The following is a 23,880-nucleotide window of genomic DNA, read 5'->3' on the forward strand; positions in this document are numbered from 1 at the left end:
CGCTGACGACCCCTGGAGACCCCGTGAACGACCAACGCCACACCCCGGACGGCCCAGTCGGCCCCGTCGACGCCTCCCGCGTCCCGCGCTTCGCCGGCATCGCGACCTTCGCCCGGCTCCCGCGCCTGGAGGACGTCGGACGTGCGGACGTCGCCGTGATGGGCGTTCCGTTCGACAGCGGCGTCTCCTACCGGCCCGGCGCCAGGTTCGCACCTGCCGCGGTGCGGGAGGCGAGCCGACTGCTGCGGCCCTATCACCCTGGCCTGGACGTCTCCCCGTTCGCGTCGCTCCAGGTGGCCGACGCCGGTGACGTGAGCTGCAACCCGTTCAACATCCCGGAGGCGCTCGACGCCGTGGCGGCCAGCGCCGGAACGCTGCTGGACGCGGGCTCGAAGATCGTCACCGTGGGCGGCGACCACACCATCGCGCTCCCGCTGCTGCGTGAGATGAACCGCAAGCACGGGCCGGTGGCGCTGCTCCACTTCGACGCCCACCTCGACACCTGGGACACCTACTTCGGGGCCGACTACACCCACGGCACGCCTTTCCGACGCGCGTTCGAGGAGGGCCTGCTCGACGCGGAGGCTCTCAGCCACGTCGGCATCCGGGGACCGCTGTACTCCAAGCAGGACCTGACCGACGACGCCCGGATGGGCTTCGGCATCGTCACCTCGATGGACGTGATGAACCAGGGTGTCCCCGCAGTGGTCCAGGCGCTGCGCGAGCGGGTCGGCGACCGCCCGCTCTACATCTCGATCGACATCGACTGCCTCGACCCGGCGCACGCCCCCGGCACCGGTACGCCGGAGGCCGGCGGAATGACCAGCCGCGAATTGCTGGCCATCCTGCGCGGCCTGGACGGGTGCAACCTGGTCTCCGCCGACGTCGTCGAGGTCGCTCCGGCCTACGATCACGCCGACATCACCGCCGTCGCCGCTTCCCACGTCGCCTACGAGCTGATCTCGTTGATGGCGCGGCAGGGTGCGCCCCAGCCGGTCCCGTCCGGCGCGGTTCGACAGGGCGCGCACGGATGAGCACCGCCGTACGCCGCGGTGGCGACCTCGTCGCGGAGACCCTGGCCGCGCTTGGCGCTACGACCGTCTTCGGCGAGCCGGGCCAGCATGCCCTTGGCCTGTTCGACGCCCTGTCCCGCAGCAGCCTCCGGTACGCCGGCTTCCGCAACGAGCTGGACGCCGCGTTCGCCGCCGACGGGTATGCCCGGGTGACCGGACGGCCTGCCCCGCTCATGCTCTCCACCGGTCCCGGCGCCCTGCAGAGCCTGGCCGCCCTCCAGGAAGCAGCAGCTGCGTCGGTGCCGGTCGTGGTGATCGCGAGCCAGATCCCGTCGGCAGGACTCGGTGCCCGGCGCCGCGGTTTCCTCCACGAGCTGCGCGACCAACGTGCCCTGGTGGCGCAGGTGGTCACGCACGCCGTGCAGGTGCAGAGCCAGTCGCAGATCAGCAGCGCGCTCCAGGAGGCCTGGGAGGTGGCGCTCAGCGCGCCGCACGGACCGGTCTGGGTGGAGATTCCTCAAGACGTCCTCCTCGCGACGACCGACCTGCCGCCGGTCGAGCCGGTGCCGGTCTCCCCGCGCGTGCTCGCGCCCCGACCCGAGCTGGTCGCGGAGGCGGTGCGCCTGCTCGACGGCGCCGACCGGCCGACGATCATCGCCGGCGGCGGAGTGGTCCGCTCGGGCGCGGAAACGGCGCTGCTGGAGCTCGCCGAGAAGCTGCGCGCGCCGGTGGTCACAACGTTCGGAGCCAAGGGCGCGTTCCCGTGGGCGCACCCGCTCTCGCTCCAGTCGTGGCTGGAGGACTGGCACACGACGGAGTTCCTCCAGGACGCCGACGTGCTGCTCGTCGTCGGCAGCGGCCTTGGCGAGCTGTCGAGCAACTACCACTCCTTCCAGCCGCGCGGCCGGGTCATCCAGGTCGAGGCCGACCTGGGCAAGCTCGAGGCCAACCATGCGGCTCTCGGCATCCACGCGGACGCATCGCTCACCCTCGAGGCGCTGGCCGGCGCAGTCGCCCCGCGCGAGACCGACGGCGTTGCGGAGAAGCGGGTCGCCGAGGTGCTCTTGCTGGTGGCCGACCGGCTCGCGGGGCAGGGGCTCGACCTGGAGCAGCAGATCCTCGACGCGGTCCGGGCCGCGCTGCCCGACGACGCACCCAGCTTCTGGGACATGACGATCCTGGCCTACTGGGCCTGGTCGGCATGGGACGCCGGGATGTCGGGCTCGATGCAGTCCGCCCAGGGCGCGGGTGGTCTGGGATTCGGCTTCCCTGCGGCGCTCGGCGCCGCGGTGGCCCGGGCCGGCACGGGTCCGGTACTCGCGGTCTCCGGTGACGGCGGCGCGATGTACGGCATCGCCGACCTCGCGACGGCCCGGCAGCTCGACCTCGACGTGACTTGGCTGATCGTCGACGATGGCGGCTACGGGATTCTGCGCGAGTACATGACCGGCGCGTTCGGCGCGCCGTTCGCGACCGAGCTGACGCGGCCCGACTTCGTGGCCCTCGCCGAGGCGTTCTCCGTGCCCGCACGCAGCACTACACCCGACACGCTGCAGCGGGACCTCGCTGAGGCACTGGCGTCGCCGGGCCCGAGCGTCGTCGTACTCCCGGTGCTGCTGCGGATGTTCGCCCCCACCCATCCGGGCTCCGAATCGTGAGGATCGCAGCCGCTTCCGGCTGGCGCGTCCGCGCACTCGTCACCGCTTGACGACGGCCAACACCTGGTCCCACTCACCGGCGTGAGAAGAGTCGGCGCGGACTGCGAAGGTGCGTCGATCTCCTGGTTGGGCGACGCGGGTCCGGGTCACCTTGATGGAGAGGACCGTTGATGCTCCTGGCTGGAGGGTGCCGGTCCGGTAGGTGCCTGAGGTGACGCCGCGGGTCACGTTCTGGTCGCTGGCGGCGTGGTAGGTCACCTTGAACCTGCCATTCCCCGGAGTGGCGAGGATCTTCATCCGGTCCGGGGCGTCGCCTCGATTTGTCACGCGGACCTCGAACGAGACGCTGAGCCCGGGTGGTGCCAGCCAGCTGGTCACCCGCTGGTGGTCGTCGTACCTGTCGATGCCCACGAGGCTGCCGCCGAGCCGGCGAACGGCTGCATCGGGCCGGTAGGCGGGGTCGGGGCCGGGGACGTTGATCGTGAGGGCTTGAGTAGCGGTGCCGGTGTTCTGGGCCGCGTCGGTCACGCTCGCCACTACGTCGTGGGTGCCTCCGGGGAGGGTGGCCGCACTCACGCCCCAGGCGCCGCCGGCCTCCACCGTGGCGGTCAGGTGCTGACCGCCGATGGTGAGGTGCACCGTCGTGCCGGCGCGCTCGGCCGTGGTCCCGTAGGTCCACGGTGACGTGTCGTCGGTCGACCGGACTGCGCCACCGTCGATGGTCACCACCGGGACCGTGAGGTCCACCACGAGGACCTGGGTGGCGGTGGCGGTATTGCCGGCACCGTCCTCCATCGAGGCCACCGCGCTGTGGGCGTCCTCGGCCAGGATGCCCGTGGTGACGGTCCAGGCGCCGGTGTCGCCGCCTGCTTCGGTGGTCAGGGTCTGACCGTCCACGGTGACGGTCACCGGGGTGCCCGGTGCCGCGTCGGTGGTGCCGGAGATCTCCGGGGTGGTGTCGTTGGTCGCCCTGGTCGTCGGACCGTCGATCGAGATGATCGGCGCGGTCTGGTCGACCGTGAGCTCCTGCTGGGCGGTGCCGACGTTCTGTGACGCGTCGGTGATCGCCGCCACGACGCCGTGGGCGCCCGAGGCCAGGGCGGTGGCGCTGACCGCCCAGATCCCACCGGCGCCGACCGTGGTCGTCAGCGCCTGTCCGCCCACGGTGACCCGCACCGTGCCCGTCTGCTCGTCGGTCGTGCCCGAGATCGTCGGCGTGGAGTCGTTGGTCGAGCGCGCGGCACCCCCATCGATGGTGACCAGCGGCGCGGTGAGGTCGTCCTTGGCCACGAGGAAGGGGGTGTTGGTCATGGCGACCGACGTCGGGGTCAGGGCACGGCCCTTGAGCGAGGCGCCGTCGCCGAAGGCGATCGCACCTGCCCCGAGGAACGTACCGACGTACTTCGCGTCCGCACCGAGTGAGATCGCACCGACGACCTGCCAGTACACGTTGTTGGCCAGCGCGCCGTCGGTGAGGACCACCTTGCTGCCGGCCGCTGAGCTGAGCGCCGCATTGATCTGGAAGATGAAGACCGCGTTGGAGTCACCGTCGGCGTCGAGAGTCATCGTTCCCGTGTTCGAGAAGGCGGCGGCCGTGGTGTGGACGCCGGGATGGAACGTCGCGCCAGCCTGATCACCGGCGAAGGTGGTCGTGCTCTCCTGGCCGGCCGCGTCCGCGTAGGCATCCGCGCGATCCGACTGCGCGGCCTCGGCAGCGGCGTCCTTGTCGTGGATCGTGCCGTTGACGGTCCCGGGCGGGAAGCCGGTGATCGGACCGGCGGGGCTCAGCCCGAGGTCTCCTGCCAGGACGGTGCCGGGTCCGGTGTTCGCCACGCTGGTCCCGGCCAGCACGGAGTACGAGGCCGCGGCTCCCAGGTCCACGAAGGCAGCCTCCGCTGCCATCGTCACGAGTGGTGCTGGTGGGGCTGCGGCGGCTCGACCCCCAACGGCGAGGGAACCTGCCACGAGGAGGAAGCAGAGGATGTGACGGGACGATCGCGCGGCTGAACTCATCATGAGTGCCTTCGGTCGAGGCACCGCGATCATCAACCTGGTCTTCCAGACGAACGAGGTTCGACGGTTGCCTACACCTCGGAACATAGGTGCCACCGGCACTCGTGGGTGCTGCTTTCGGCGAAGCACGACCGATCGGCCATTTCTTGCACCCGAGAGACGATGCGCGACGCGGCCCCGCCTCCGGCTGGCTCTTCGAGCGGTCGCGCGACTTACCACATCTGAGAAATTGGCGTACGTTGGGGGTAGAGCCCGCGGAGGCGACTGCGTTACTCGGTGCCGGCGACTCAGACCGGATACTTCCGGTGTGGGACTCAGCGGTTCCGAGCCTGGAGCCTGGAAGGCCGTCATGTCGCACGACTCCCGCGATGAGCAGACCCTCAGCAGATTCCCTTCGACAATCGGGCTGCGCCTGGTCGGGTCCGAAGTCGTCCCCATGGGCGCAGGCACCTTCATGTGGATCCAGGTGACCCACTTCGCCTTCAACCCGTCACAGAGCGATCACTCGCTGCTTGCCGCGCTCATTGCCAGCCCTGGGTACGCGCACGACTACGCCTCTCCTTTCGATTCCGAAGCTGTGGCCACCGGGTCTGCGGTTCACGGGCGCTGGTGGCGAAGCGCCATCAGCCCTGAACTGTTGGAACCGTGGACGGCAGCAGCCGCTGAATCGGTCCTGCAGGCTTGGGCCGACGATCAGACCTGGAGTGATCCGGGGCATCCGTCGACCGCCTGCCGATCAACCCGCTTGCGGGAAGTCTGCGCACTCCTGCGATCAGGTGACCTCTACAGGTTGAACAAGCCGGGGCCTGAAGCTGAGCATCAGTACGGCTGGGCGACCGGAGGCGTCGGCTTCCACGAGTTCATCGTGGTTGACCGAAGCAGCCGAACCATCCATGTGATCGTTGCCTCCGACGACTAGCTGTGGGAGCCCGACTCCCAGGTCGAGTCTGGGTCTGCAGATGAGTTCTGGCCGTGCCGGCGGTCGAACGACACAGACGACCCCCCACGATCAGGAGCAAGACCATGACAGACGCCGGCTTCCTGCGACCAGGCGACGACGGGTACGACGAGGCGCGCCAGGTGTGGAACGCCATGGTCGACCGCCGGCCGGCGCTGATCGCTCGCTGCCATGACGTCCACGACGTCGTCGCGGCCGTGGCGATGGCCCGGCGGGAGGGCCTGGAGATCGGTGTCCGCTGTGGCGGGCACAGTGTCGTCGGACTAGCGGTGCCCGAGGGCGGGCTGATGATCGACCTGACCCCGATGGGGGAGGTGCGGGTCGATCCGGATCGACGACGGGCGTGGGTCCAGGGAGGAGCACTGCTGGGTGCGCTCGACGCCGCCACCCAGCCGTACGGGTTGGCAACGACGGCCGGCAACGTCTCGCACACGGGCGTCGGCGGACTGACGCTGGGCGGTGGCATGGGCTGGCTCGCCCGCGAGCACGGCCTGACCTGCGACAACGTGGTGTCGATCCAGCTGGTCACCGCCTGCGGCGACGTCGTCCGCGCCTCGACGGAGGAGAACCCCGAGCTCTTCTGGGGACTGCGCGGGGGCGGTGGCAACTTCGGCATCGTGACCGAGTTCGAGTTCCGGCTCCACGACACCGGCACTCGCGCCCTGAGCGTCGAGCTCGACTTCCCGGTCGCGGACGCGGAGTCGGCGATGGCTCGCTGGCGCGACCTGAGCGCAGCCGCGCCGCGGCGGGCGACCTACGCCGCGACCGTGTTCGGTGGTATCGCCACGCTCGGCTTCGTCTGGGTCGGCGACCCGGAGGAGGGTCGAGAGCACGCCCGGGGCCTCGAGCTGCTCGGCCGCCCGCTGCAACGCCGCGTGGTGGAGCTGTCCTACCTCGATCTCCAACGTCGGGAGGACAGCATCGAGGGCCACGCCTTGCGCCGCTACTGGAAGGGTCACTACTTCCGGGACCTGTCCGACGGCGCGGTCGAGGCGCTCCTCGCGCACGATCCCTCGGTGGCAGCCAGCGTGCAGGCCTACGGCGGTGCGATCGCGGAGGTGCCCGACGACGCGACCGCGTTCAGCCATCGCCAGACCGCGTTCGAGTACGTCGGCGCGGCGCGATGGACCGATCCGGCCGAGGACGCAATCCGGATCGCGACGGCGCGGGAGAGCGCCGCCAGGCTGGAGCCGTTCGCGAGCGGCGCCTACGTCAACGCGCTCGGCGACGACGGGGCGGCCGGCGTACGACGTGCCTACTCAGCGCCGAAGCTGGCGAGGCTCACCGCCCTCAAGGACGCCGTCGACCCCGACAACGTCTTCCACCTGAACCAGAACATCGCCCCGAGCGGAGCCAGCAGGGCTAGTGGCCCGGGACACTAGGTCCTGACGGGGGCGTCGGCGGCAGCGAGCTGGTTCCGTCCCCCTTGCTTGGCTCTGTACAACGCCGCATCCGCGGCTTGGTAGAGCCGGCGCAGGTCGATCGCGTGGCTGGGGGCGTGGGCGAGACCCATGCTGATCGAGACCTCGACACCGGCGCCGTCCAGGAGCAGGAAGGTGTGGGTCTGCACGGCGTCGAGGATCTCCCGGGCGCGATGCACGGACGCCTCGTGCGTGCAGCCGGGAAGCAGCACCGCGATCTCGTCGCCGCCCATCCGGCAGACCACGTCGCCGTCGCGGGTGTGCTCGACCAGCAGCTCGGCGAGCTGGACCAGCACCTCGTCGCCGGCCGGATGCCCGAACCGGTCGTTGATGGTCTTGAAGTGGTCGACGTCGATGAGGATCAGCGCGGTGCCGGCGTCGTTGCCGGCGCTGCTGAGTGCCGAGCTGGCGGCCTCGTCGAAGACGCGCCGGGTCACCAGGCCGGTGAGGGAGTCGATCGCCGCCATCGCCTCCAGCCTCGCGACGAGTCGTGCCTGCCGCTCGCTCGCCGCCGCCAGCAGCACCGTCGTGGTGACGAGCGCCGCGGTGACGTACCCGGCGTCCACGACGGCCTGGCGGAGCGGCAGCTGGGCGCCGACGACGATGACCTCACCGATCACCGACGCGGCCGTCATGACGACGGCGCCCGGCGGACGCAGCTGGGAGGCGCCGTAGAGGGCGGGGAAGAGGAAGAAGATCTGTGCGGACATCGACGCGTCGCTCGTGAGCAGGTCGACGGCGGTGATGGCCGCGACAGCCAGGAGCGGGCACAAGGCCCAGGCCCAGCGGTGGGCCTCATGGAAGCGGGTCACCAGAGCGCTGAGCACGACCCCCAGCGCGACGATCGCAGCCGTCACGATCACGGAGCTGCGTCCCATATGGTGCTCCGCCGGCTGGAGGGGTGCGGACACCGCGGTGACACCGACGGCGACGGCGGACAGGACCGAGATGACGCGGCCGGCGGAGCGTGGGTCCCGTGGTTGCATCCACAGCAGTGCGTTCATGACTTTTCGGCTCACAGTGTCGACTCGTTCGGAGTCCCCAGCATCGCGCGGATCACGACGAGAGGACGGCGAAGTCCACGCGCCCGCGCTCCTGCCAGCCCAATCGCATCCGATCGACCGGTCGCGGACAGTCCGGAATGACCATCGCTCCCTGCCTAGAGCGGCGCCGTCGAAGATCACGTCACCTGGGACAGCAGTGCGGCCAGCCGCTGCGCCGACACCGCGTGGCCACCGGTGACCGCCCGCTGGTGTGCGTCACGGACCAGCGGAGCCGAACCGTCGTCACCCCGTGCCACCGCGAGCTCGCACTCGGCGAGCCGAGCTTCGTACAGGGCGAGCCCGGGACCGGTCGCCAGCGCCTCGGCGACGTGGGGCGCAGCCGCGTCGGGGTGACCTTCGGCGACGTGCACCAGGGCGAGCCGGGAGTGGCCCCAGGACCGGAACATCAGCAGGTGCTCGCCGCTCGTGCGGACGCTCTCCTCGAACGCGGCCCGTGCTCCGTCCAGATCGCCCAGGGCGGCGCGAGCGATGCCCAGTGCCCGCAGCGTCGTCGCGGTCCACCCCCGGTGGCCGAGACCGCGCGCCCGGGTGACACCGGACTCCGCGACCTCCCGAGCCTCTTCGGGCCGGCCGCACGCGAGCAGGGCCTCGGCGTGGTGCCACAGGACCATCGCCTCCCCCTCGGCATAGCCGAGACTCCGGGTGAGCTCCAGCGCGGCGGTGGTGTCGGCGAGCCCTTCCTGGGGCCGCGCGGCGAAGACCAAGCCGTGTCCGCGGGTCGATCGAGGAGTGACCGCCCGCAACAGGTTGCCGTTGTCCGTGAACAGCCTCGCCACCCGTTCGAAGGCCACGATCCCGCCGAGGATGTCCCCGAACCCGAACACGGTCATCGCCCGCGCGTCGAGGATGTCCGCCACGCCATGGGTGTCCCCGACCGCCGTGAAGAGGGCCAACGCCTCGTCAAGACCGGCCTCCGCGGTCTGAGGCCGGTCCAGGTTCATGTCGACGAGGGCTCGGACGTACGTCGCACGTGCCCGCGCTGCACGGTCCTCCCCGGCCTCGGTCAACGCCAGGTCGGCGAGCTCCGACGCGCGGAGCAGGTCCTCCGTGCCGAGGGTCAGCTGTGCCATCCGCGTGAAGAGGCGCGACCGGGTCGGCCGCTTGGTCGTGACGGCGATCGCGGCGCGTAGGTCCTCCCGCGCAGCGCCGAACGTGCCCTGCCGGGCCGACGTCTCCGCGCGGATCTCCAGGAGCGCGGCGCGCAGCTCCGGTGCCGGGTCGAGCGCGAGACCCTCGGACGCCAGCTGCTCGGCCTCGCGGTCGGCACACCGCTCGACACGCGCGCGGGCGGCCTCGACGTACGCCTCGGCGGCGGCGGTGGTGTCCCCGGCGCCGAGCAGGTGCCGGGCGCACTCCTCCGCGGTTGCTCCCGTGCTCGCGAGCGCGCTGGCGAGCCGCTGGTGCAACCGGGCACCCGTCGACGGATCCACGCGGTCCCGGATCGTCTCGGCCACCAGGTCGTGGTCGACCCGGAAGCCGGCCGCCTCGTGCCGGACCAGGTGGCCGCGCGCCAGGTCCCCCACGACCCGGAGGGCGTCGTCGGTGGGAAGGTCCAGAGCGTCCGCCAGCAGGCGCAGTGGCACCGGACGGCCGAGAAGGGCCAGGGCCGCCACCAGGTCCCGCTCGGTCGCCGACAACCGCTCGTACTGTCGCCAGGCGGCCTCACGCTGTCCGGCCCGCGCGACCTCCCGGACCCGGTCGGCCGGCGGCTCCACGACGGCCCGCCAGCCGCCGTCGTCGGTGCGCTGCAGCAGCCCCTCGCGCTCCAGCACGCGGGCGACCTGCAGGACGGCGAACGGGCTGCGGTCGCTGTGCTCGGCCAGCCCGGCGGCCACGGAGGCGGAGCCGACGAGCTCACGCAGCGCGTCCTCCTCCAGCGGCTGCAGCGACACCTCGAGCGAGTCGCCGGCCGCCGCGCCCGCGAGGAACTGGGCGACCGGTGATCCCTCGAGCACCTCCTCCGGGCGGTACGCGAGCACCATCGCCAGGTCCGCGTCCCTGCCGACGAGGAGGGCCAGCACGTCCAGGCTGCTGGAGTCTGCCCACTGCAGGTCGTCGACGAGGACGAGCGACGGAGTGGTCGCTTCGATGACGCGCACGAGCGCCTGCAGCGCCAGCGCCCGCCGTGACTCCGGGGCGACTGCGGCCGGGTCGCCGTCGAGGTCCGGAATCACCTCGCTCACCGCGGCGAAGCTGGCCGGGCCGAGGATCCGGGCGAGGTCCACGGCGGCCGCGGCCGACGTGTCCAGGAGGCTGCGCACCAGGCTCCACGGTTCCTCCCGCTCCGGCAGCAGTGCCCGCGCCGACAGGACGGGCCGGTCGGCCCCCGCCCGAAGGTCCTCGAGCAGCCGCGTCTTGCCCCAGCCGGACCGGCCCGCGAGCAGGGCCACGCGGTGCTCGCCGCCGAGCCTCCGGAGCTCGTCGTGCTCCCGGTCCCGTCCGACCAGGGGAGGTACGCCGGACCTGCCCCGTGCCGGGCGCACGACAGGCGGCGCCGGCACCTCCCCGTGCAGCAGCCGCTCGTAGAGCGCGGTGGTCTCCGGGGAGGGATCGACACCGAGCTCGGCGGCCAGCACCCGTCGCAGGTCCAGGTAGCAGGACAAGGCCGCCGCCTGGTCGCCGTCCGCCGCCAGCGCCCGCATCAACACCGCGTGCGCGGCCTCGCGCAGCGGCTGCCGGGCCACCGCCCTCGATGCCAGGTCGACGGCGACGCGTGCCCGCCCGGCTCCGAGGTGTGCTTCCGCTCCGATCTCCAGCGCCTCCTGGTGGAGCCGCTCCAGCCGGTCGCGGTAGGGGCGGGCCCAGTCGGCGTACGCATCCTCGGGCAGCGGCTCACCCCACACACCGAGGGCCGCGTCGGCCGCGGCAGCCGCCGCGGCGAAGTCCTGGTCGCCGTGTGCTGCGCGTGCATCCTGGACGTGCTCCTCGAAGACCTCTGCGTCCACCACGATGCCGGCACCTTGCTGCAGCAGGTAGCCGCCCCCACTGGTCTGGATCGCTCCCGGCTCGGAGAGCGCCCGCCGCGCGCGGTTGACGACGACGTTGAGGTTGGTCGCCGGGTCGGCCGGGGGCTGGTCTCCCCAGAGGATGTCGATGAGGGTGTCCCGACCGCTCACCCGGCCGCGCTCGGCGGCCAGCACCCGGACCAGCTGGCGCACCCGTCTCCCGCCGAACTCGGCGGCGGGGACCGTGCGGCCGTCGCGGCGTACGGCGAACCCGCCGAGCAGATCGATCTCCACCGCGCCATCGTGCCCGCGACTGCTACCGATCCGCTACGGCGTCGCTACGGCCTCCCGCCAGCGTGACAGTCCGTCACATCCGCTCCTCGTGCCCAGGAGGCCACGATGACCATCAACGAAGACAAGCTCAACGAGTTCGTAGGCCGGTTCGCCGGGGACCTGGGAGCCGTGCTCCACGCCGCGACCGTCCTCGTCGGCGACCGGCTCGGGCTGTACGTCGCGATGGGCGACAGCCAGCCGGTGACCGCCGCGCAGCTCGCCGAGAGGACCGGCTACCCGGAGCGCTACCTGGCCGAGTGGCTTTCCGCCCAGGCGGCGAGCGGCTACGCGGAGTACGACCCCGCGACCCAGGAGTTCCGGCTCACCGAGGAGCAGGCGTTCGCCCTGACGAGCCCCGACAACCCGTTGTTCGCGCCGGGCGGCCTGCAGGTGGCGGCCTCGACCATCATCGACGTCGACCTCATCGCCGAGGCCTTCCGCAGCGGCCGCGGCGTCGCCTGGGGCGAGCACGACCACAACCTGTTCGACGGCACCGACCGGTTCTTCCGGCCGAACTACATCGGCAACCTGGTCGACGCGTGGCTTCCCGCCCTGGACGGCGTCGTCGCCGAGCTCGAGACCGGCGGCCGGATCGCCGACGTCGGTTGCGGCTACGGATCGTCGACCATCCTCATGGCCAAGGCCTTCCCCAACGCCACCATCGTGGGAAGCGACGTGCATGCGCCGTCGATCGAGGCGGCCCGGAAGGCGGCGGCCGACGCCGGCGTCGGGGAGCGTTGCAAGTTCGAGGTCGCCGACGCGCACAGCTACTCAGGCAGTGGCTACGACCTGGTGACGTTCTTCGACTGCCTCCACGACATGGGCGACCCGGTCGGCGTCGCAGGGCACGTCCGCTCCACCCTCGCCGACAACGGGACCTGGCTGCTCGTCGAGCCGAACGCCGCCGACCGCTTGGAGGACAACCTCAACCCGGTGGGCCGCATCTTCTACTCGGCCTCGACGATGATCTGCGTGCCGAACTCGCACAGCCAGGAGGTCGGTCTCGCGCTCGGCGCCCAGGCCGGCGAGACACGGACCAGAGAGGTCGCGGAGAAGGGCGGGTTCACCCGGTTCCGGCGCGCCGCAGAGACGCCGTTCAACCTGGTCTACGAGGTGCGGCCATGACCACACGAGTGGATGGCGAGGTCGCAACGCTGCAGGTGGTCGAGCGGTTCAACGCTGCCGTCGACGCCAAGGACGTCGACGCGCTGCGGGCGGCGATCACGGACGACTGCGTCTTCGAGAGCCCTCGTCCACCGGACGGCCGGCGGTACGTCGGCGAAGAGATGGTCGACGTCTTCGCGGAGTTCTTCGCGATCGAGGGGGAGGCGTCGTTCGAGACCGAAGAGATCTTCGTGGCAGGCGACCGTGCGGTCGTGCACTGGCTGCACAGGTGGCGCAGGCCCGGTGACAACGGCCACGTGCGGGGCATCGACGTCTTCACCGTGCGCGGCGACCGGATCGCCGCCAAGCTGTCCTACGTGAAGGGCTGATCGAACGCCATTCCGCCGGACCCGTGAGCAGACCGATGTCGTCACCGATCCTCGACCGACTCCTTGTCGGGCGAGGTCGGTGGCGTCTCTGTCCCTGGTTCGCCGATGCGGTACATCACCGGGGTGGCGAGCACGCCGTGGATGATCACCGACGCCGTCACCGTGAAGGCGACGGTCGACCACATCCAGTCCGACGCGAGCTCCGGCGCCTCGCCGGTGGCGTAGGCGAGGTAGTACAGCGAGCCGATCCCGCGGACGCCGAAGAACGCGACCGCCCCTCGCTGCGCATGGCTCATGCCCGATTTCGACCCGATGAAGGCGAGCACGCCTGACAGCGGCCGGATCACCAGGATCAGGCCCAGGCCGACGGCGACGCTGCGCCAGTCGAGGTCGTCGAGCAGCCCGCGGCTCAACGCGATGCCCAGCATGAGGAGCAGGAAGAGCGTCAACAGCCGCTCGAGCCGCTCGGTCACCTCGTGCATCGACGCGTGGTAGTCGTGCGCGCGCTCGGCCGACCGGAAGGTCATCGCGCAGGCGAACACCGCGAGGAACCCGTAGCCCCCGACGACCTCCGACAGGCCGTACGCCGAGATCAGCGCGGCCAGCGACGTCAGCGACTCGCCGCGTTCAGCCACCCGGAGCGAGTGGCTCGTCGAGCGGAAGGCGACCTGCGCCAGTGCGCGACCGACGACGACGCCGATGACGACCCCGATCGCGACCTTGCCCACCGTGTACCAGCCGATCCACTCCAACCAGGAGAAGCCGCCGGCGGCGACGAGGATCGCTGCGTAGACGAAGGGGAAGGCGAGGCCGTCGTTGAGGCCGGCCTCGCTGGTCAGGGTGAAACGCAGCTCGTCCGGCTCGTCGACCTCGTGGTCACCGGTCTGCGGGCCCGCCACCTGGACGTCGGAGGCGAGCACCGGGTCGGTCGGTGCGAGGGCGGCGGCGAGGAGGAGTGCGGCAGCGAGCCCGAGACCCATCGCCAACCCCAGCACGGTCACGGCCGCGATGGTCAGCGGCATCGCGATGCCGAGCATCCGCCAGGTCGACCCCCACGTCCGCCACGACGAAGGACGGCGCAGCTCGAGCGGGCGGTCGAGAGCCAGCCCCACGCCCATCAGCGCGATGATGACGGCGAGCTCGGTGACGTGCTCGATGAGCTCCCGATTGATCGTCGGGTCGATCGGCATGCCGTCCGGCAGCGGCGTGAGGCCGACCGCGAAACCGACCGCGACCAGGACCATCGGAGCCGAGATGGCCCAGCGGTCGAGGAGGGCCGGCAGCACGATGGCGAGGAACAGGCTGGCGCCGGCGACCAGGTAGACCAGGTCGGCGTTCATGGCGCCGTCCGAAGGTGCAGGTGAGTGGGCACGATGTCTTGTTACCCGGACTCAGCCGGTCCGACCCCAGGACACGCGGTCACATCAGGTCGGGATAGCCCTCAGGGGCGTCGGACAGCGGGTAGGCATCCATCCATTCCCGGACGATCGCGGCCGAGATCGTCGAGCAGAAGCGGGTGAGTCCGACCTCGTCTGCGCGGGATGCGCTGCGGTCGGAAGGGTCGGCGTACCAATGGGTGAGGGCGAAGTGCGCGCCGTCGGGAAACGGTGCGCCATCCTCGTCGGTCCAGGGAGCGGCGATGAATGCAGTGTCCGGGTCCGGGGGACCGCCGAGCGTCGCGTAGTCGCCGGCGATGTCTTGGACGTGGGCGAGGGCGTCCGGGTCGTCGACGACTGCCTGGTCGTACCAGAGGATGTTGTAGCCGTGCTCGAGGTTGTGGACCAGGACGGCGACCTCGGGCCGGTCGTCGACGTCGTAGAAGCTGGGTGCTCCCACCGCCCAGCGGCTGCGGTGGTCGCCGAAGGACGGTGGTGCCGAGGAGTAGGTGATCGACCCTTCGTCGACGTGGTCGCCCGCCCCGTCCACGGCTTCGCGACGCACGGGCCCGCAGGAGGGTTGGTCCGCCGATCCATCCGGGGAGTCGCCGACCTCGACGGTGTCGGTGGTCGCAACGGTTTCACGGTCCTCGTGCCACAGCCACCCGGTCGTTGCGACGACGACGAGGCCAAGCACTACGGCGACGAGCAGGCGCCGGCGGTCCGTGGGTCTCCGATCGGGGTTCACGGCCGTTCACGCTCCGGCGGACGTGGTGCCGGCGATGACGGCATCGAGCACCTCACACGCGGAGGTCAGGGACGGGCGACGCTCGGGGTCGGGGTCGAGGCACGCCGTGATCACTTCGGCAAGTGGGCCGGCGGAGCGGGACAGGCGTCGGCGGAACGGTCGGGTCGCGCGCCGCGGTGCGGTGCCGGTCACCCACCTGTCCTCCTCGCCGTAGGGCAGCTCGCCGGTGAGGGCCTCGCCGAGAGTGGTGCCCAGCCCGAAGACGTCCGTGGCCGGGCTGAGGTTGCGTCCCGTGACCTGTTCGGGTGCGAGGTAGCCGTCGGTGCCGGCGTGAGGGCGACCGTCGCCGGGATGGGTGGCGAGACTCAGGTCGATGAGGACGGCGCGGCCGCCCTGCACCACGACGTTGGAGGGTTTGACGTCGAGGTGGAGCCAGTCACGTCGGTGCAAGTAGCCCAGGGCCGAGGCCAGTTGACGACCGAGCAGCGCAACGTCGCGCGGACCGAGCGGGGACTCCTCGATGAGCGCCGCGAGGGTCGAGCCGGTGAGTGTCTCCAGGACGACAGCGGTACGAGGTCCCTCGATCACGTCGTACGCGCGGACCAGGTGCGGGTGCGCCAGCTCGCGGAGCAGTGCACCCTCGCCGACGAGGGCAGCCCGGACATGCACTTCGTGCGCGCGGTCGGGCCGGACCACCTTGACCACGCAGCGACAGTCCCGCTCCCGGCTGTAGACGTCGTAGGTGTCCAGCCGGCCACCGCGTCGCATCAGGGCGACCACCGCGTAGCCGGTCAGCAGCTCGCCTCCCGGTGGGACGATCCCGTCGAGCGTGTCGCCGCGCGTGAACAAGCGGAGCATCATCGTGGCCCTCCGGACGTGGTCGGCTCGGGCGTCGGGGCATCGAGCTCATCGAGGACGACCTCGCCGTCGACGAGGTGCACGACGCGGTCGGCGAACTCGGCGGCGACAGGGTCGTGGGTGATCAGCACCACCGTGCGGCCCCGCGCAGCGGCGCGCAGCGGTGCCAGCACCCGGCGCGCGGTCTGGGGGTCCAGGCCGGTGGTCGGCTCGTCCAGGACGAGCACCGGGCTGCCGCGCAGCAACGCCCGCGCCAGCGAGAGCCGCTGGCGTTGACCCCCCGACAGCGTGCGTCCGCGTTGTCCGATCCGCGTCTCGTAGCCCTCGGGGAGCGCGCGGATGAAGACCTCGGCGTCTGCCGCCCGGGCGGCCTCCTCGACCTCGGCCGAGGTGGCGTCGGGTCTGGCGTAGGCGATGTTGTCGCGAATGGAGGCGTCCAGCAGCATCGTCTCCTGCATGACCACGCACACGGCTTCGCGGACCGAGCCGATAGTGAGGTCGCGCACCTCATGTCCGTCGAGCCAAAGGGCTCCGCCGGTCGGTTCGACCTGGCGGGTGAGCAGCCTGGCGAGGGTGGACTTCCCGGCACCGCTGGCACCCATCACCGCCACGACCTCGCCGGGCTCGGCGCTCATTGTCACCCGGTGCAGCGCGTCGCGGTGGGCCCCCGGATATCGCACACTGACTTCGTCCACCAGGATGCTTCCGCGTGGTCGGGTGAGCGGGCGGGCGTCAGTCCGTTGCTGCACCGGACGCTCGGCCAACAGCTCGGCGACTCGTTCGATGCCCGCGGTGGCGGAGTACATGTCCGGCAGGAGCTCGCCGAGCTCACGGATGGGGCGGTAGCACTGGGCCATGAGCGTGAGGAATGCAAGAAGACCGCCGAGGGTCAACCGGTCGGTCGCCAGCGCCCAGGTGCCGAGCACGATCACGCACAAGATGCCGACCAGCTCAGCCAGGTCGACCACCGGCAGGAACACCGACCGCACCCTGCTCGCTGCCATCTGGGCGTCAGCGATGCCGCGGTTCTGGCGGTGGAAGTCGGCGACGGCCTGTTCCTCCCGGTTGTAGGCCTGGACCAGCGCACTGGTGCCGATCGCCTCCTCGGCCACGGCCCCCAGCGAGCCCCCGCGCCTAGCGCGTTCGCGCGAGACGTCCTGGACGAAACGGGCGAACCGGGTCGCGACGAACCAGAAGATCGGGACGACGATCATCGAAGCCAGCGCCAGCTCCCACTGCAGCCAGAACAGCGCGGCAACGAGGAAGAACAGCTGGATGATCGCAGCCAACCCAGAGGTGAGCTGACCGATCATGAACCGTTCGACGGATCCGATGTCGGAGGTCAAGCGGGACATCACGTCGCCCAGCCGCCGACGTTCGTGGACGTGCAGCGGAAGACCGAGGACGTGGCGGAACGTGTCCGTGCGGAGCTTGACCAGGAACCGCTGGGAGACCCAGGTCGACAAGATGTCATCCGCGCCGGAGAGGACAGCGCTGACCAGGTTGAGCCCGACGTAGGCCAGAGCGATCCACAGCAGCGGCCCGAAGTCTGCGGGCACCAGCACGTCGTCGACCAGGCGTTGGAAGAGCAGGATCTCGGCGATCCCGATCATGGACGAGATCGCGAGCAGGGCGAGCCCGAGACCGATCCACCACCGCAGCGGACGCAGCGCAGGCCAGAACTGGGCGAAGACCTCACGCAGCGACATCCCCGGCGCGTCATCGACGAGCCGGGCGTCGTCGGCGACGGGTCGGAGCGAGGCCACCAATCGACGCCAGCCCCGAACGATCGACCGACGGCCGGGCCGGGCGGACCCCCGGAGGGAGCCACCCGGCCCAGGTCCAGCAGCGGACATGATCAGTTGGTGCGGCTGCGGCTGCGGCTGCGCCGATTGCGACGGCAGCGACGGCGACGGGCAGGCCGCCGGAACCGGCTGCACCCCCGGCGCCGGCCCGAGTTGGTGTCCCCGCGCGCCGCCATCCTGGCCGGCTGCAGGGCGGTGAAGAGTGCTGACTGCATGACGATCTCCCATTCCTGTGTGTTCGATGCCCGGGGTCCCGGGCCTTGCGAACCACACACTCCGCAACCGAAATGAGGTCGACGTGAGTCGTCGATGATGAAGCTCTTAGGCAGGCGGTCGGCGCACCCGCGCAGCTTCAGCTCTTGATCCGGAATCCCTCGGGATCGACGGGCGGACGGAGCGACACCGAGATCCCGCGTACGTCGGAGCCGATCGCCACCTCGTAGGTCCCCGCCCGGACCCAGTCCGCGTCGACGGGACCGCCCGTGGGGTCCCAGACGTACGCCAGCCCGACGCCGGCGCCCACGGTCGCGCCCCATGCCGCGGACGTGACCTGGCCCGCGGCCACGCCGTCCCGCAGCACCAGCTCGCCACCCCAGAGCATCGCCTCGGGGTCGTCGACCACGAACGAGACGAGCTTGCGCCGGGCTCCGGCCGCCCTGGCCTGCTCGACCGCGCCGCGCCCCAGGAACGGGATGTCGGTCTTCAGCTTGCAGGCGAAGAGCAGGCCCGCGTCGACCGGCGTGTAGTCGGGAGTCAGCTCGCGCCCGAACGCTCGGTAGCCCTTCTCGAGCCTCAGGGAGTCGATCGTGTAGTACCCGCCGTTGACGACGCCGAGGTCGTCCCCCGCGGACAGGAGCGCTTCATGTACACCCACCGCGAACTCGGTCGGGACGTACAGCTCCCAGCCGAGCTCGCCGACGTACGTGATCCTCGTGGCCCGGACCGTCGCGTAGCCGAGGTCGATCTCCCGGCTAGTGCCGAACGGGAAGGCCTCGTGCGCGAGGTCCGCTCCCGTCAGCCGTGACAACAGCTCGCGGGAGCGCGGTCCCATCACCCCGAGCACTGCGTAGCTGGACGTCAGGTCGACCACGGTGGCAGAGCAGCCGGACGGGAGGTTCCGCCGGATGTGGTCCTGGTCCCGTTCCGTCGTCGCCGCGCTGCTGACGACGAGGTACTCGGTCGCGCCGACCCTGGTGACCGTGACGTCGGACTCGTAGGTGCCGCGGGCGTTGAGCATCCCGGTGTAGACGGTCCGTCCAGGAGGCACAGCGACGTCCGCGGTGCACAGCCACTGGAGCCCGCGTTCGGCATCAGGTCCCACGACGAGGTACTTCGAGAACGACGTCTGGTCGAAGACGGTGACGTTGTCGCGGGTGTTGGTGTGCTCGGCGACGACCCAGGGAAGCCAGTTGGGCTTGGCCCAGGTGTACTCGATCTCGGGCGCGGTGCCGGGCGGCGCGAAGAAGTTCGCGCGCTCCCAGCCCATCTTGCTGCCGAAGCCGGCGTTGGCCCGCTCGAGCACGTGGTAGAGCGGAGAACGGCGGAACGGCCGCGCGGTGCGCATCTCGCGGTTGGGCCAGGGGATCTCGTAGTGCAGCCCCAGGACCTCGGCGACCCGGTCGTGGAGCCATCGGTTGTTGCCGTTGAACCGGGCGAACCTGCGGATGTCGACGGCCGTGAGGTCCGTGGTCGCCTCACCGTTCACGATCCACTCGGCGAGCGCCCGGCCGGCGCCGCCGGCCGTCGCGATGCCGACGGAGTTGAAGCCGGCGCCGACGTAGAAGTTCCTGGTCTCGGGCGCCGGACCCAGGATGAACTGGTTGTCGGGGGTGAAGCTCTCGGGGCCGTTGTAGAACTTGCGGACGCCGGTCTCCTTGAGGACGGGGATCCGGTGGATCGCGCTCTCCATGAGCACCGAGAAGTGCTCCCAGTCCTCCTCGAGCAGCTGGAACTCGAACGGGTACGGGATCTGGTCCGGCCCGACCCACGGCTTCGCCTCGGGCTCGAACCCGCCGACCACCAGGCCACCCACCTCCTCCTTGAAGTAGGTGTAGCCGTCGGGGTCGCGCAGGATCGGCAGGTCGGGGCGTACGCCGTCGAACGGCTCGGTCACGACGTAGAAGTGCTCGGCGGAGTGCAGCGGCACGGTGACGCCGGCCATGGCGCCGACCTGCTTGGCCCACTGGCCGGCGCAGTTCACGACGATCTCCGCCTCGACGTCACCCGCGTCGGTGCGCACGCCGGTCACGCTGCTGCCGTCCACCAGCACGTCGAGGACCCGGGTCTTCTCGACGATGCGCGCACCACGCCGGCGCGCGCCCTTCGCCAGCGCCTGGGTCAGGTCCGTCGGGTTGGCGGTGGCGTCGCCCGGCAGCCAGATCGCGCCGACCAGGTCGTCGACCTGCATGACCGGCCAGCGCTCCGCGGCCTCTGACGGGGTGAGGAGCGTGCACTCCAACCCGTAGGCGTCGGCGCTCGCGGCCGTGCGCCGCAGCTGGGTCATCCGGTCCGCGGTGCGCGCGACCGTGACCCCGCCGCAGCGCTTGTAGCCGGTGGACAGGCCGACCTCGGCCTCGAGCTCGGCGTAGAGCTGCGTGGAGTACTGCACCAACCGGGTGCCGCTCTCCGAGGCCCGCAGCTGCCCGACCAGCCCGGCCGCGTGCCACGTCGTACCCGAGGAGAGCCGACCCTGCTCGACCAGGAGGACGTCGGACCAGCCGAGCCTGGTGAGGTGGTAGGCGACGCTGGTCCCGATCACGCCGCCGCCGATGATCACCACCTGCGCCCGGGAGGGAAGCTCACTCATCGCCGGCCGCCTCGTCGAGCAGCCGGTCGAAGTCGGGGCCGTCGAACTCGGCCACCGCCCGGTCGTACTTCTCCATCGCCCACTCCCAGAAGTCGAAGTCGAAGGTGCTCACGGCGTCCTGGATCGATCCCCAGAGGGTCCAGCCGTACTTCGACATCAGACCCCACAGTCGCGCCCGGGCGACCCGGTGCCGATGGAGCGCGCCGTCGTACGCCGCCACCAGCTCGTCCAGCTGGTCGAGGCTCAACCCCGCTTCGCTCCACAGGTTGCCGAGCTCGAAGGTCGCCTCGTTGTTGCCGGAGTACTCGTAGTCGATCAGCCAGATCTTCTCCCCGTCGTCGATCAGGTTCCCGGCGAGCAGGTCGTTGTTGCACGGGACCGTCGGTTCCTCGCGGACCGCGAAGGCCCGGCGGATCCGCTCCACCTGCGGCGCGAAGTCGAGGTAGCGCTCCGGTAGCCGGAAGCCACGCTCCCTCACGACCTCGAGGTAGGCGGGCTGGAGGGCGAACATGTCGAAGTCGCTGCTGAACCGCGGCCCCGAGTGCAGCTTCCGGACCGCGGCGGCGACCCGGTCCAGGTGCTCCCCGCTGCGCAGGTCGGAGTCGGTGAACGTGCGTCCGTCGATGTACTCCACGACCATCAACCCGGCGTCGGGCAGGTAGTCGAGGACCGGCGCTCCCACGCCGGCTTCGGCCGCAGCGACGGAGTTGTGGTGCTCGTGGTCGTGGTCGATCGCCAGCAGGTCGCTTCCGGGTTGGGCCACCCGCACCACGCAGACCCCGCCCGGGTGGGTCACCTTGAGGTTGACGTTGGTCAGGCCGCCGGTCAGCTCCTCGACGTCGTACGACGTTCCACGGAGCCAGTCGATCTTGTCGACCACGTCGTGCCACGCCACTTGTCGGCCTCCCACAGGTCAGCACTCTAAAGGTCTAAGGTCATGCCATTGACAGCATTGTGTGACCCGCACCACACTGACGCCAACTGGCTCCCGGCGAAAGAGGGATTTGTCATGAGCGCGACCCAAGACCCCAACCTCGATGCAGACGCCAAGCGCCTCGCAGAGCTCGGCTACAGCCAGGACCTGAACCGCAGCTGGTCCGGCTTCTCCAACTTCGCCATCTCGTTCTCGATCATCTCGATCCTGGCGGGCTGCTTCACCAACTTCGGCGCCGGCTGGAACAACGGCGGGCCGATCTCCATCTCTTGGTCCTGGCCGCTGCTGAGCGCCTTCATCCTGCTGATCGGGTTCACCATGTCCGAGCTGGTGTCGGCGTACCCGACGTCGGGCGGCATCTACTGGTGGGCCTCCAAGCTGGGTGGCCCGCGCGCGGGCTTCTACACCGGCTGGCTCAACCTCGTCGGCCTGATCGCGGTGACCGCGGGCGTCTCCTACGGTTGCGCGACGTTCATCGACCTCACCATCAGCACCTGGTCGGAGGACTTCGCCGCCGACTACTCCCTGACCCGGGTGTTCATCATCTTCGTCATCGTGCTCGGCATCGCCGCAGTGCTCAACATCTTCAGCGGCCACCTGATGGCGATCATGAACAACGTCTCGGTGTGGTGGCACGTGGCCGGTGCGTCCGCCATCGTCCTGATCCTGGTCTTCGTGCCCGACCAGCACCAGAGCGTCGGCTACGTCTTCACCGAACGCTTCAACAACTCGGGACTGTTCGACGGCAGCAACAGCAGCTTCGCGTTCTTCTTCGCGATCGTGCCCTTCGGCTTCCTGTTGACGCAGTACACGATCACCGGCTTCGACGCCTGTGCCCACCTCTCCGAGGAGACGAAGGCGGCGTCGACCGGGGCGGCGAAGGGCATCTGGCAGTCGATCTTCTACTCCGCCGTCGGTGGCTACATCCTGCTTCTCGCAGTCGTGTTCGCCGTACCGGACGGCCCGGACGGCAAGCCCGCCAACGCGGACGTCGGAGAAGGCGGCGTCGCTTACATCTTCTCGACCGCCCTCGGCTCGGACTGGGCGACCGCGGTGCTCTTCATCTCGGCGGCCGGCCAGCTCTTCTGTGCGGTCTCCTGCGCCACCTCGGCCTCACGGATGTTGTACGCGTTCAGCCGGGACCGGGCCGTCCCCGGTTCCTCGCACTGGTCGAAGCTCAGTGCCAACCGGGTGCCGGCACGGGCAGTCCTGCTCGTCGCCTTCCTCAGTGCGGCCGTCACCCTGCCCGCGCTGATCGAGGTGAACGTCGGAACGGAGGAAGACCCGCTGATCCTGCCGATCGCCTTCTACGCCGTGACCTCGATCGCCGTCCAAGGTCTCTACCTGTCTTTCGCCATCCCGATCTTCCTGCGCTGGAAGCACGGCGAGCGGTTCGAAGTGGGCGAGTGGAACAACGGATCGAAGTACAAGTGGATGAACCTCGTCGCGGTGGCCGAGATCCTCATCGTCTCGATCTACCTGATGATGCCGTTCGTCCCGGGCGCGGTCCCGTTCAGTGACGACTTCGCATGGAAGTTCGTCAACTACGCCCCGATCGTCGTGCTGGGCGTCCTGCTCGCCATCACCCTGTGGTGGGAGATCTCGGCAAAGAAGTGGTTCAAGGGTCCGGTCCGGACCATCGATCCCGCCGAGCTGCCGCCCGGGTGAGCGCGTAGACAATCGATGTCATGAGCCCTTCTCCGACCTCAGCCCGGAGCACCAGGTCGGCACACCCTCTCGGAGACCTCGTCCTGAGGCCGGTGCGTGGTCACCACGCCTTCGAGGGCTGCGTCGAACAGCTGGCCACCGCCATCAGGCTCGGCGCGTTCTCGTTCGGTTCGGCGCTGCCGCCCGAGCGCGAGCTCGCCGAGCGGTTGGGGGTCTCGCGAGCGACGCTGCGCGAGGCCATCGCCGGCCTGCGCACCGCGGGGATGGTGCGCACCACCCGCGGCAGGGGCGGAGGGACGGTGGTGTCCTACAGGCCGGCTACGCCGGCGCTCGGCGGGACCCCGGGGATCGCCGAGCGACGTGAGGAGCTGCTCGACTCGCTCGTCTTCCGGAGGGTGGTCGAGCCCGGCGCCTGCTACGTCGCGGCGACCCGCACCCTGACCGCGGCCGAGAAGCTGCTGCTGACGACCACCCTCGCGGAGGTCGACCAGGCCGAGGAACCCGCTGCGCACCGACAGGCGGACTCGCGCCTGCACCTGGCGATCGCGAGCGTCACCGCGTCGCCGATGACGATCGAGGCGGTCACCGAGGTGCAGGCCTGCCTGCACGACATGCTGCTCGCGATCCCGGTGCTCAAGGTCAACATCGAGCACTCCAGCCGGCAGCACCGGTCGATCGTCCAGGCGATCATCGCCAGCGAGCCGACGAAGGCCCGGCGGGCGATGGAACACCACTGCGACGACACCGCTGCGCTCCTGCGCGGCCTGCTCGGCTGACGGATCTCGAC

Annotated in this window: 17 protein-coding genes; 8 read left to right on the forward strand and 9 right to left on the reverse strand. The window is 70.5% G+C overall.

Annotated features, from left to right (window positions below; translation table 11 throughout):
* Window positions 1-23 precede the first annotated feature (23 nt).
* Window positions 24-1,034 carry an agmatinase gene (gene speB, locus SHK19_RS02780; RefSeq protein ID WP_322937769.1) on the forward strand — a complete coding sequence of 337 codons (1,011 nt, stop codon included), beginning with the start codon at window positions 24-26 and terminating at the stop codon, window positions 1,032-1,034.
* Complete coding sequence (locus SHK19_RS02785) at window positions 1,031-2,671, forward strand: thiamine pyrophosphate-binding protein (RefSeq protein ID WP_322937770.1); 1,641 nt, start codon at window positions 1,031-1,033, stop codon at window positions 2,669-2,671. The genes speB and SHK19_RS02785 overlap by 4 nt, the downstream gene beginning before the upstream one ends.
* 39 nt (window positions 2,672-2,710) lie before the next feature.
* Here SHK19_RS02785 and SHK19_RS02790 read toward each other — a convergent pair whose 3' ends face one another.
* The gene (locus SHK19_RS02790) at window positions 2,711-4,552 is read right to left on the reverse strand and encodes an ice-binding family protein (RefSeq protein ID WP_322937771.1); all 1,842 of its coding nucleotides are present in this window, start codon (window positions 4,550-4,552) and stop codon (window positions 2,711-2,713) included.
* Between the two features lie 481 nt (window positions 4,553-5,033).
* Here SHK19_RS02790 and SHK19_RS02795 point away from each other — a divergent pair, with 481 nt between their 5' ends.
* Both SHK19_RS02795 and SHK19_RS02800 read left to right on the forward strand, forming a co-directional pair.
* A complete protein-coding gene (locus tag SHK19_RS02795; RefSeq protein ID WP_322937772.1) occupies window positions 5,034-5,603 on the forward strand; it encodes a hypothetical protein in 570 nt (189 codons plus the stop codon).
* Between the two features lie 104 nt (window positions 5,604-5,707).
* Window positions 5,708-7,024, forward strand: a complete 1,317-nt coding sequence (locus tag SHK19_RS02800; protein ID WP_322937773.1) for an FAD-binding oxidoreductase — start codon at window positions 5,708-5,710, stop codon at window positions 7,022-7,024.
* Here SHK19_RS02800 and SHK19_RS02805 read toward each other — a convergent pair.
* Window positions 7,021-8,067 carry a GGDEF domain-containing protein gene (locus SHK19_RS02805; protein WP_322458326.1) on the reverse strand — a complete coding sequence of 349 codons (1,047 nt, stop codon included), beginning with the start codon at window positions 8,065-8,067 and terminating at the stop codon, window positions 7,021-7,023. The two genes, SHK19_RS02800 and SHK19_RS02805, sit on opposite strands and share 4 nt — an antisense overlap.
* 176 nt (window positions 8,068-8,243) lie before the next feature.
* Window positions 8,244-11,366: a BTAD domain-containing putative transcriptional regulator gene (locus tag SHK19_RS02810; RefSeq protein WP_322937774.1), complete on the reverse strand. Its 3,123-nt coding sequence runs from the start codon at window positions 11,364-11,366 to the stop codon at window positions 8,244-8,246.
* Between the two features lie 105 nt (window positions 11,367-11,471).
* Here SHK19_RS02810 and SHK19_RS02815 point away from each other — a divergent pair, with 105 nt between their 5' ends.
* Complete coding sequence (locus SHK19_RS02815) at window positions 11,472-12,530, forward strand: class I SAM-dependent methyltransferase (RefSeq protein WP_322937775.1); 1,059 nt, start codon at window positions 11,472-11,474, stop codon at window positions 12,528-12,530.
* Window positions 12,527-12,898 carry a nuclear transport factor 2 family protein gene (locus SHK19_RS02820; RefSeq protein ID WP_322937776.1) on the forward strand — a complete coding sequence of 124 codons (372 nt, stop codon included), beginning with the start codon at window positions 12,527-12,529 and terminating at the stop codon, window positions 12,896-12,898. The genes SHK19_RS02815 and SHK19_RS02820 overlap by 4 nt, the downstream gene beginning before the upstream one ends.
* A 41-nt stretch (window positions 12,899-12,939) precedes the next feature.
* Here SHK19_RS02820 and SHK19_RS02825 read toward each other — a convergent pair whose 3' ends face one another.
* From SHK19_RS02825 to SHK19_RS02850, 6 genes are all read right to left on the reverse strand, one after another.
* A complete protein-coding gene (locus SHK19_RS02825) occupies window positions 12,940-14,238 on the reverse strand; it encodes a cation:proton antiporter (protein ID WP_322937777.1) in 1,299 nt (432 codons plus the stop codon).
* Between the two features lie 79 nt (window positions 14,239-14,317).
* Window positions 14,318-14,839, reverse strand: coding sequence for a DUF3105 domain-containing protein (locus tag SHK19_RS02830; RefSeq protein WP_322937778.1), 522 nt, complete (start codon window positions 14,837-14,839; stop codon window positions 14,318-14,320).
* A 189-nt stretch (window positions 14,840-15,028) separates the two neighbouring features.
* On the reverse strand, window positions 15,029-15,883 hold the full coding sequence (locus SHK19_RS02835; RefSeq protein ID WP_322937779.1) for a serine/threonine-protein kinase: 855 nt from the start codon (window positions 15,881-15,883) through the stop codon (window positions 15,029-15,031).
* Window positions 15,880-17,646, reverse strand: a complete 1,767-nt coding sequence (locus SHK19_RS02840; protein WP_322458319.1) for an ABC transporter ATP-binding protein — start codon at window positions 17,644-17,646, stop codon at window positions 15,880-15,882. The genes SHK19_RS02835 and SHK19_RS02840 overlap by 4 nt, the downstream gene beginning before the upstream one ends.
* A gap of 391 nt (window positions 17,647-18,037) precedes the next feature.
* A complete protein-coding gene (locus SHK19_RS02845) occupies window positions 18,038-20,491 on the reverse strand; it encodes a GcvT family protein (RefSeq protein ID WP_322937780.1) in 2,454 nt (817 codons plus the stop codon).
* Window positions 20,484-21,401, reverse strand: a complete 918-nt coding sequence (locus SHK19_RS02850) for a phosphotransferase (RefSeq protein ID WP_322937781.1) — start codon at window positions 21,399-21,401, stop codon at window positions 20,484-20,486. The genes SHK19_RS02845 and SHK19_RS02850 overlap by 8 nt, the downstream gene beginning before the upstream one ends.
* A 99-nt stretch (window positions 21,402-21,500) precedes the next feature.
* On the opposite strand from SHK19_RS02850, the gene SHK19_RS02855 reads away from it, so the two are divergent.
* Window positions 21,501-23,093, forward strand: coding sequence for an amino acid permease (locus SHK19_RS02855; protein ID WP_322458316.1), 1,593 nt, complete (start codon window positions 21,501-21,503; stop codon window positions 23,091-23,093).
* A gap of 20 nt (window positions 23,094-23,113) precedes the next feature.
* Window positions 23,114-23,869: a FadR/GntR family transcriptional regulator gene (locus SHK19_RS02860; RefSeq protein WP_322937782.1), complete on the forward strand. Its 756-nt coding sequence runs from the start codon at window positions 23,114-23,116 to the stop codon at window positions 23,867-23,869.
* Window positions 23,870-23,880: the final 11 nt, after the last annotated feature.

Origin of the sequence: Nocardioides bizhenqiangii (assembly GCF_034661235.1) — a bacterium.
Classification (GTDB): Bacteria; Actinomycetota; Actinomycetes; order Propionibacteriales; family Nocardioidaceae; genus Nocardioides; species Nocardioides bizhenqiangii.

What these genes read in the sequence shown, in the direction of transcription:
- SHK19_RS02815 (WP_322937775.1), top strand. Translation starts at nt 11,472, where the DNA reads ATGACCATCAACGAAGACAAGCTCAACGAGTTCGTAGGCCGGTTCGCC.
- SHK19_RS02785 (WP_322937770.1), top strand. Translation starts at nt 1,031, where the DNA reads ATGAGCACCGCCGTACGCCGCGGTGGCGACCTCGTCGCGGAGACCCTG.
- SHK19_RS02800 (WP_322937773.1), top strand. Translation starts at nt 5,708, where the DNA reads ATGACAGACGCCGGCTTCCTGCGACCAGGCGACGACGGGTACGACGAG.
- SHK19_RS02845 (WP_322937780.1), bottom strand. Translation starts at nt 20,491, where the DNA reads ATGAGTGAGCTTCCCTCCCGGGCGCAGGTGGTGATCATCGGCGGCGGC.
- SHK19_RS02825 (WP_322937777.1), bottom strand. Translation starts at nt 14,238, where the DNA reads ATGAACGCCGACCTGGTCTACCTGGTCGCCGGCGCCAGCCTGTTCCTC.
- SHK19_RS02805 (WP_322458326.1), bottom strand. Translation starts at nt 8,067, where the DNA reads ATGAACGCACTGCTGTGGATGCAACCACGGGACCCACGCTCCGCCGGC.
- SHK19_RS02795 (WP_322937772.1), top strand. Translation starts at nt 5,034, where the DNA reads ATGTCGCACGACTCCCGCGATGAGCAGACCCTCAGCAGATTCCCTTCG.
- SHK19_RS02835 (WP_322937779.1), bottom strand. Translation starts at nt 15,883, where the DNA reads ATGATGCTCCGCTTGTTCACGCGCGGCGACACGCTCGACGGGATCGTC.
- SHK19_RS02855 (WP_322458316.1), top strand. Translation starts at nt 21,501, where the DNA reads ATGAGCGCGACCCAAGACCCCAACCTCGATGCAGACGCCAAGCGCCTC.
- SHK19_RS02820 (WP_322937776.1), top strand. Translation starts at nt 12,527, where the DNA reads ATGACCACACGAGTGGATGGCGAGGTCGCAACGCTGCAGGTGGTCGAG.
- SHK19_RS02860 (WP_322937782.1), top strand. Translation starts at nt 23,114, where the DNA reads ATGAGCCCTTCTCCGACCTCAGCCCGGAGCACCAGGTCGGCACACCCT.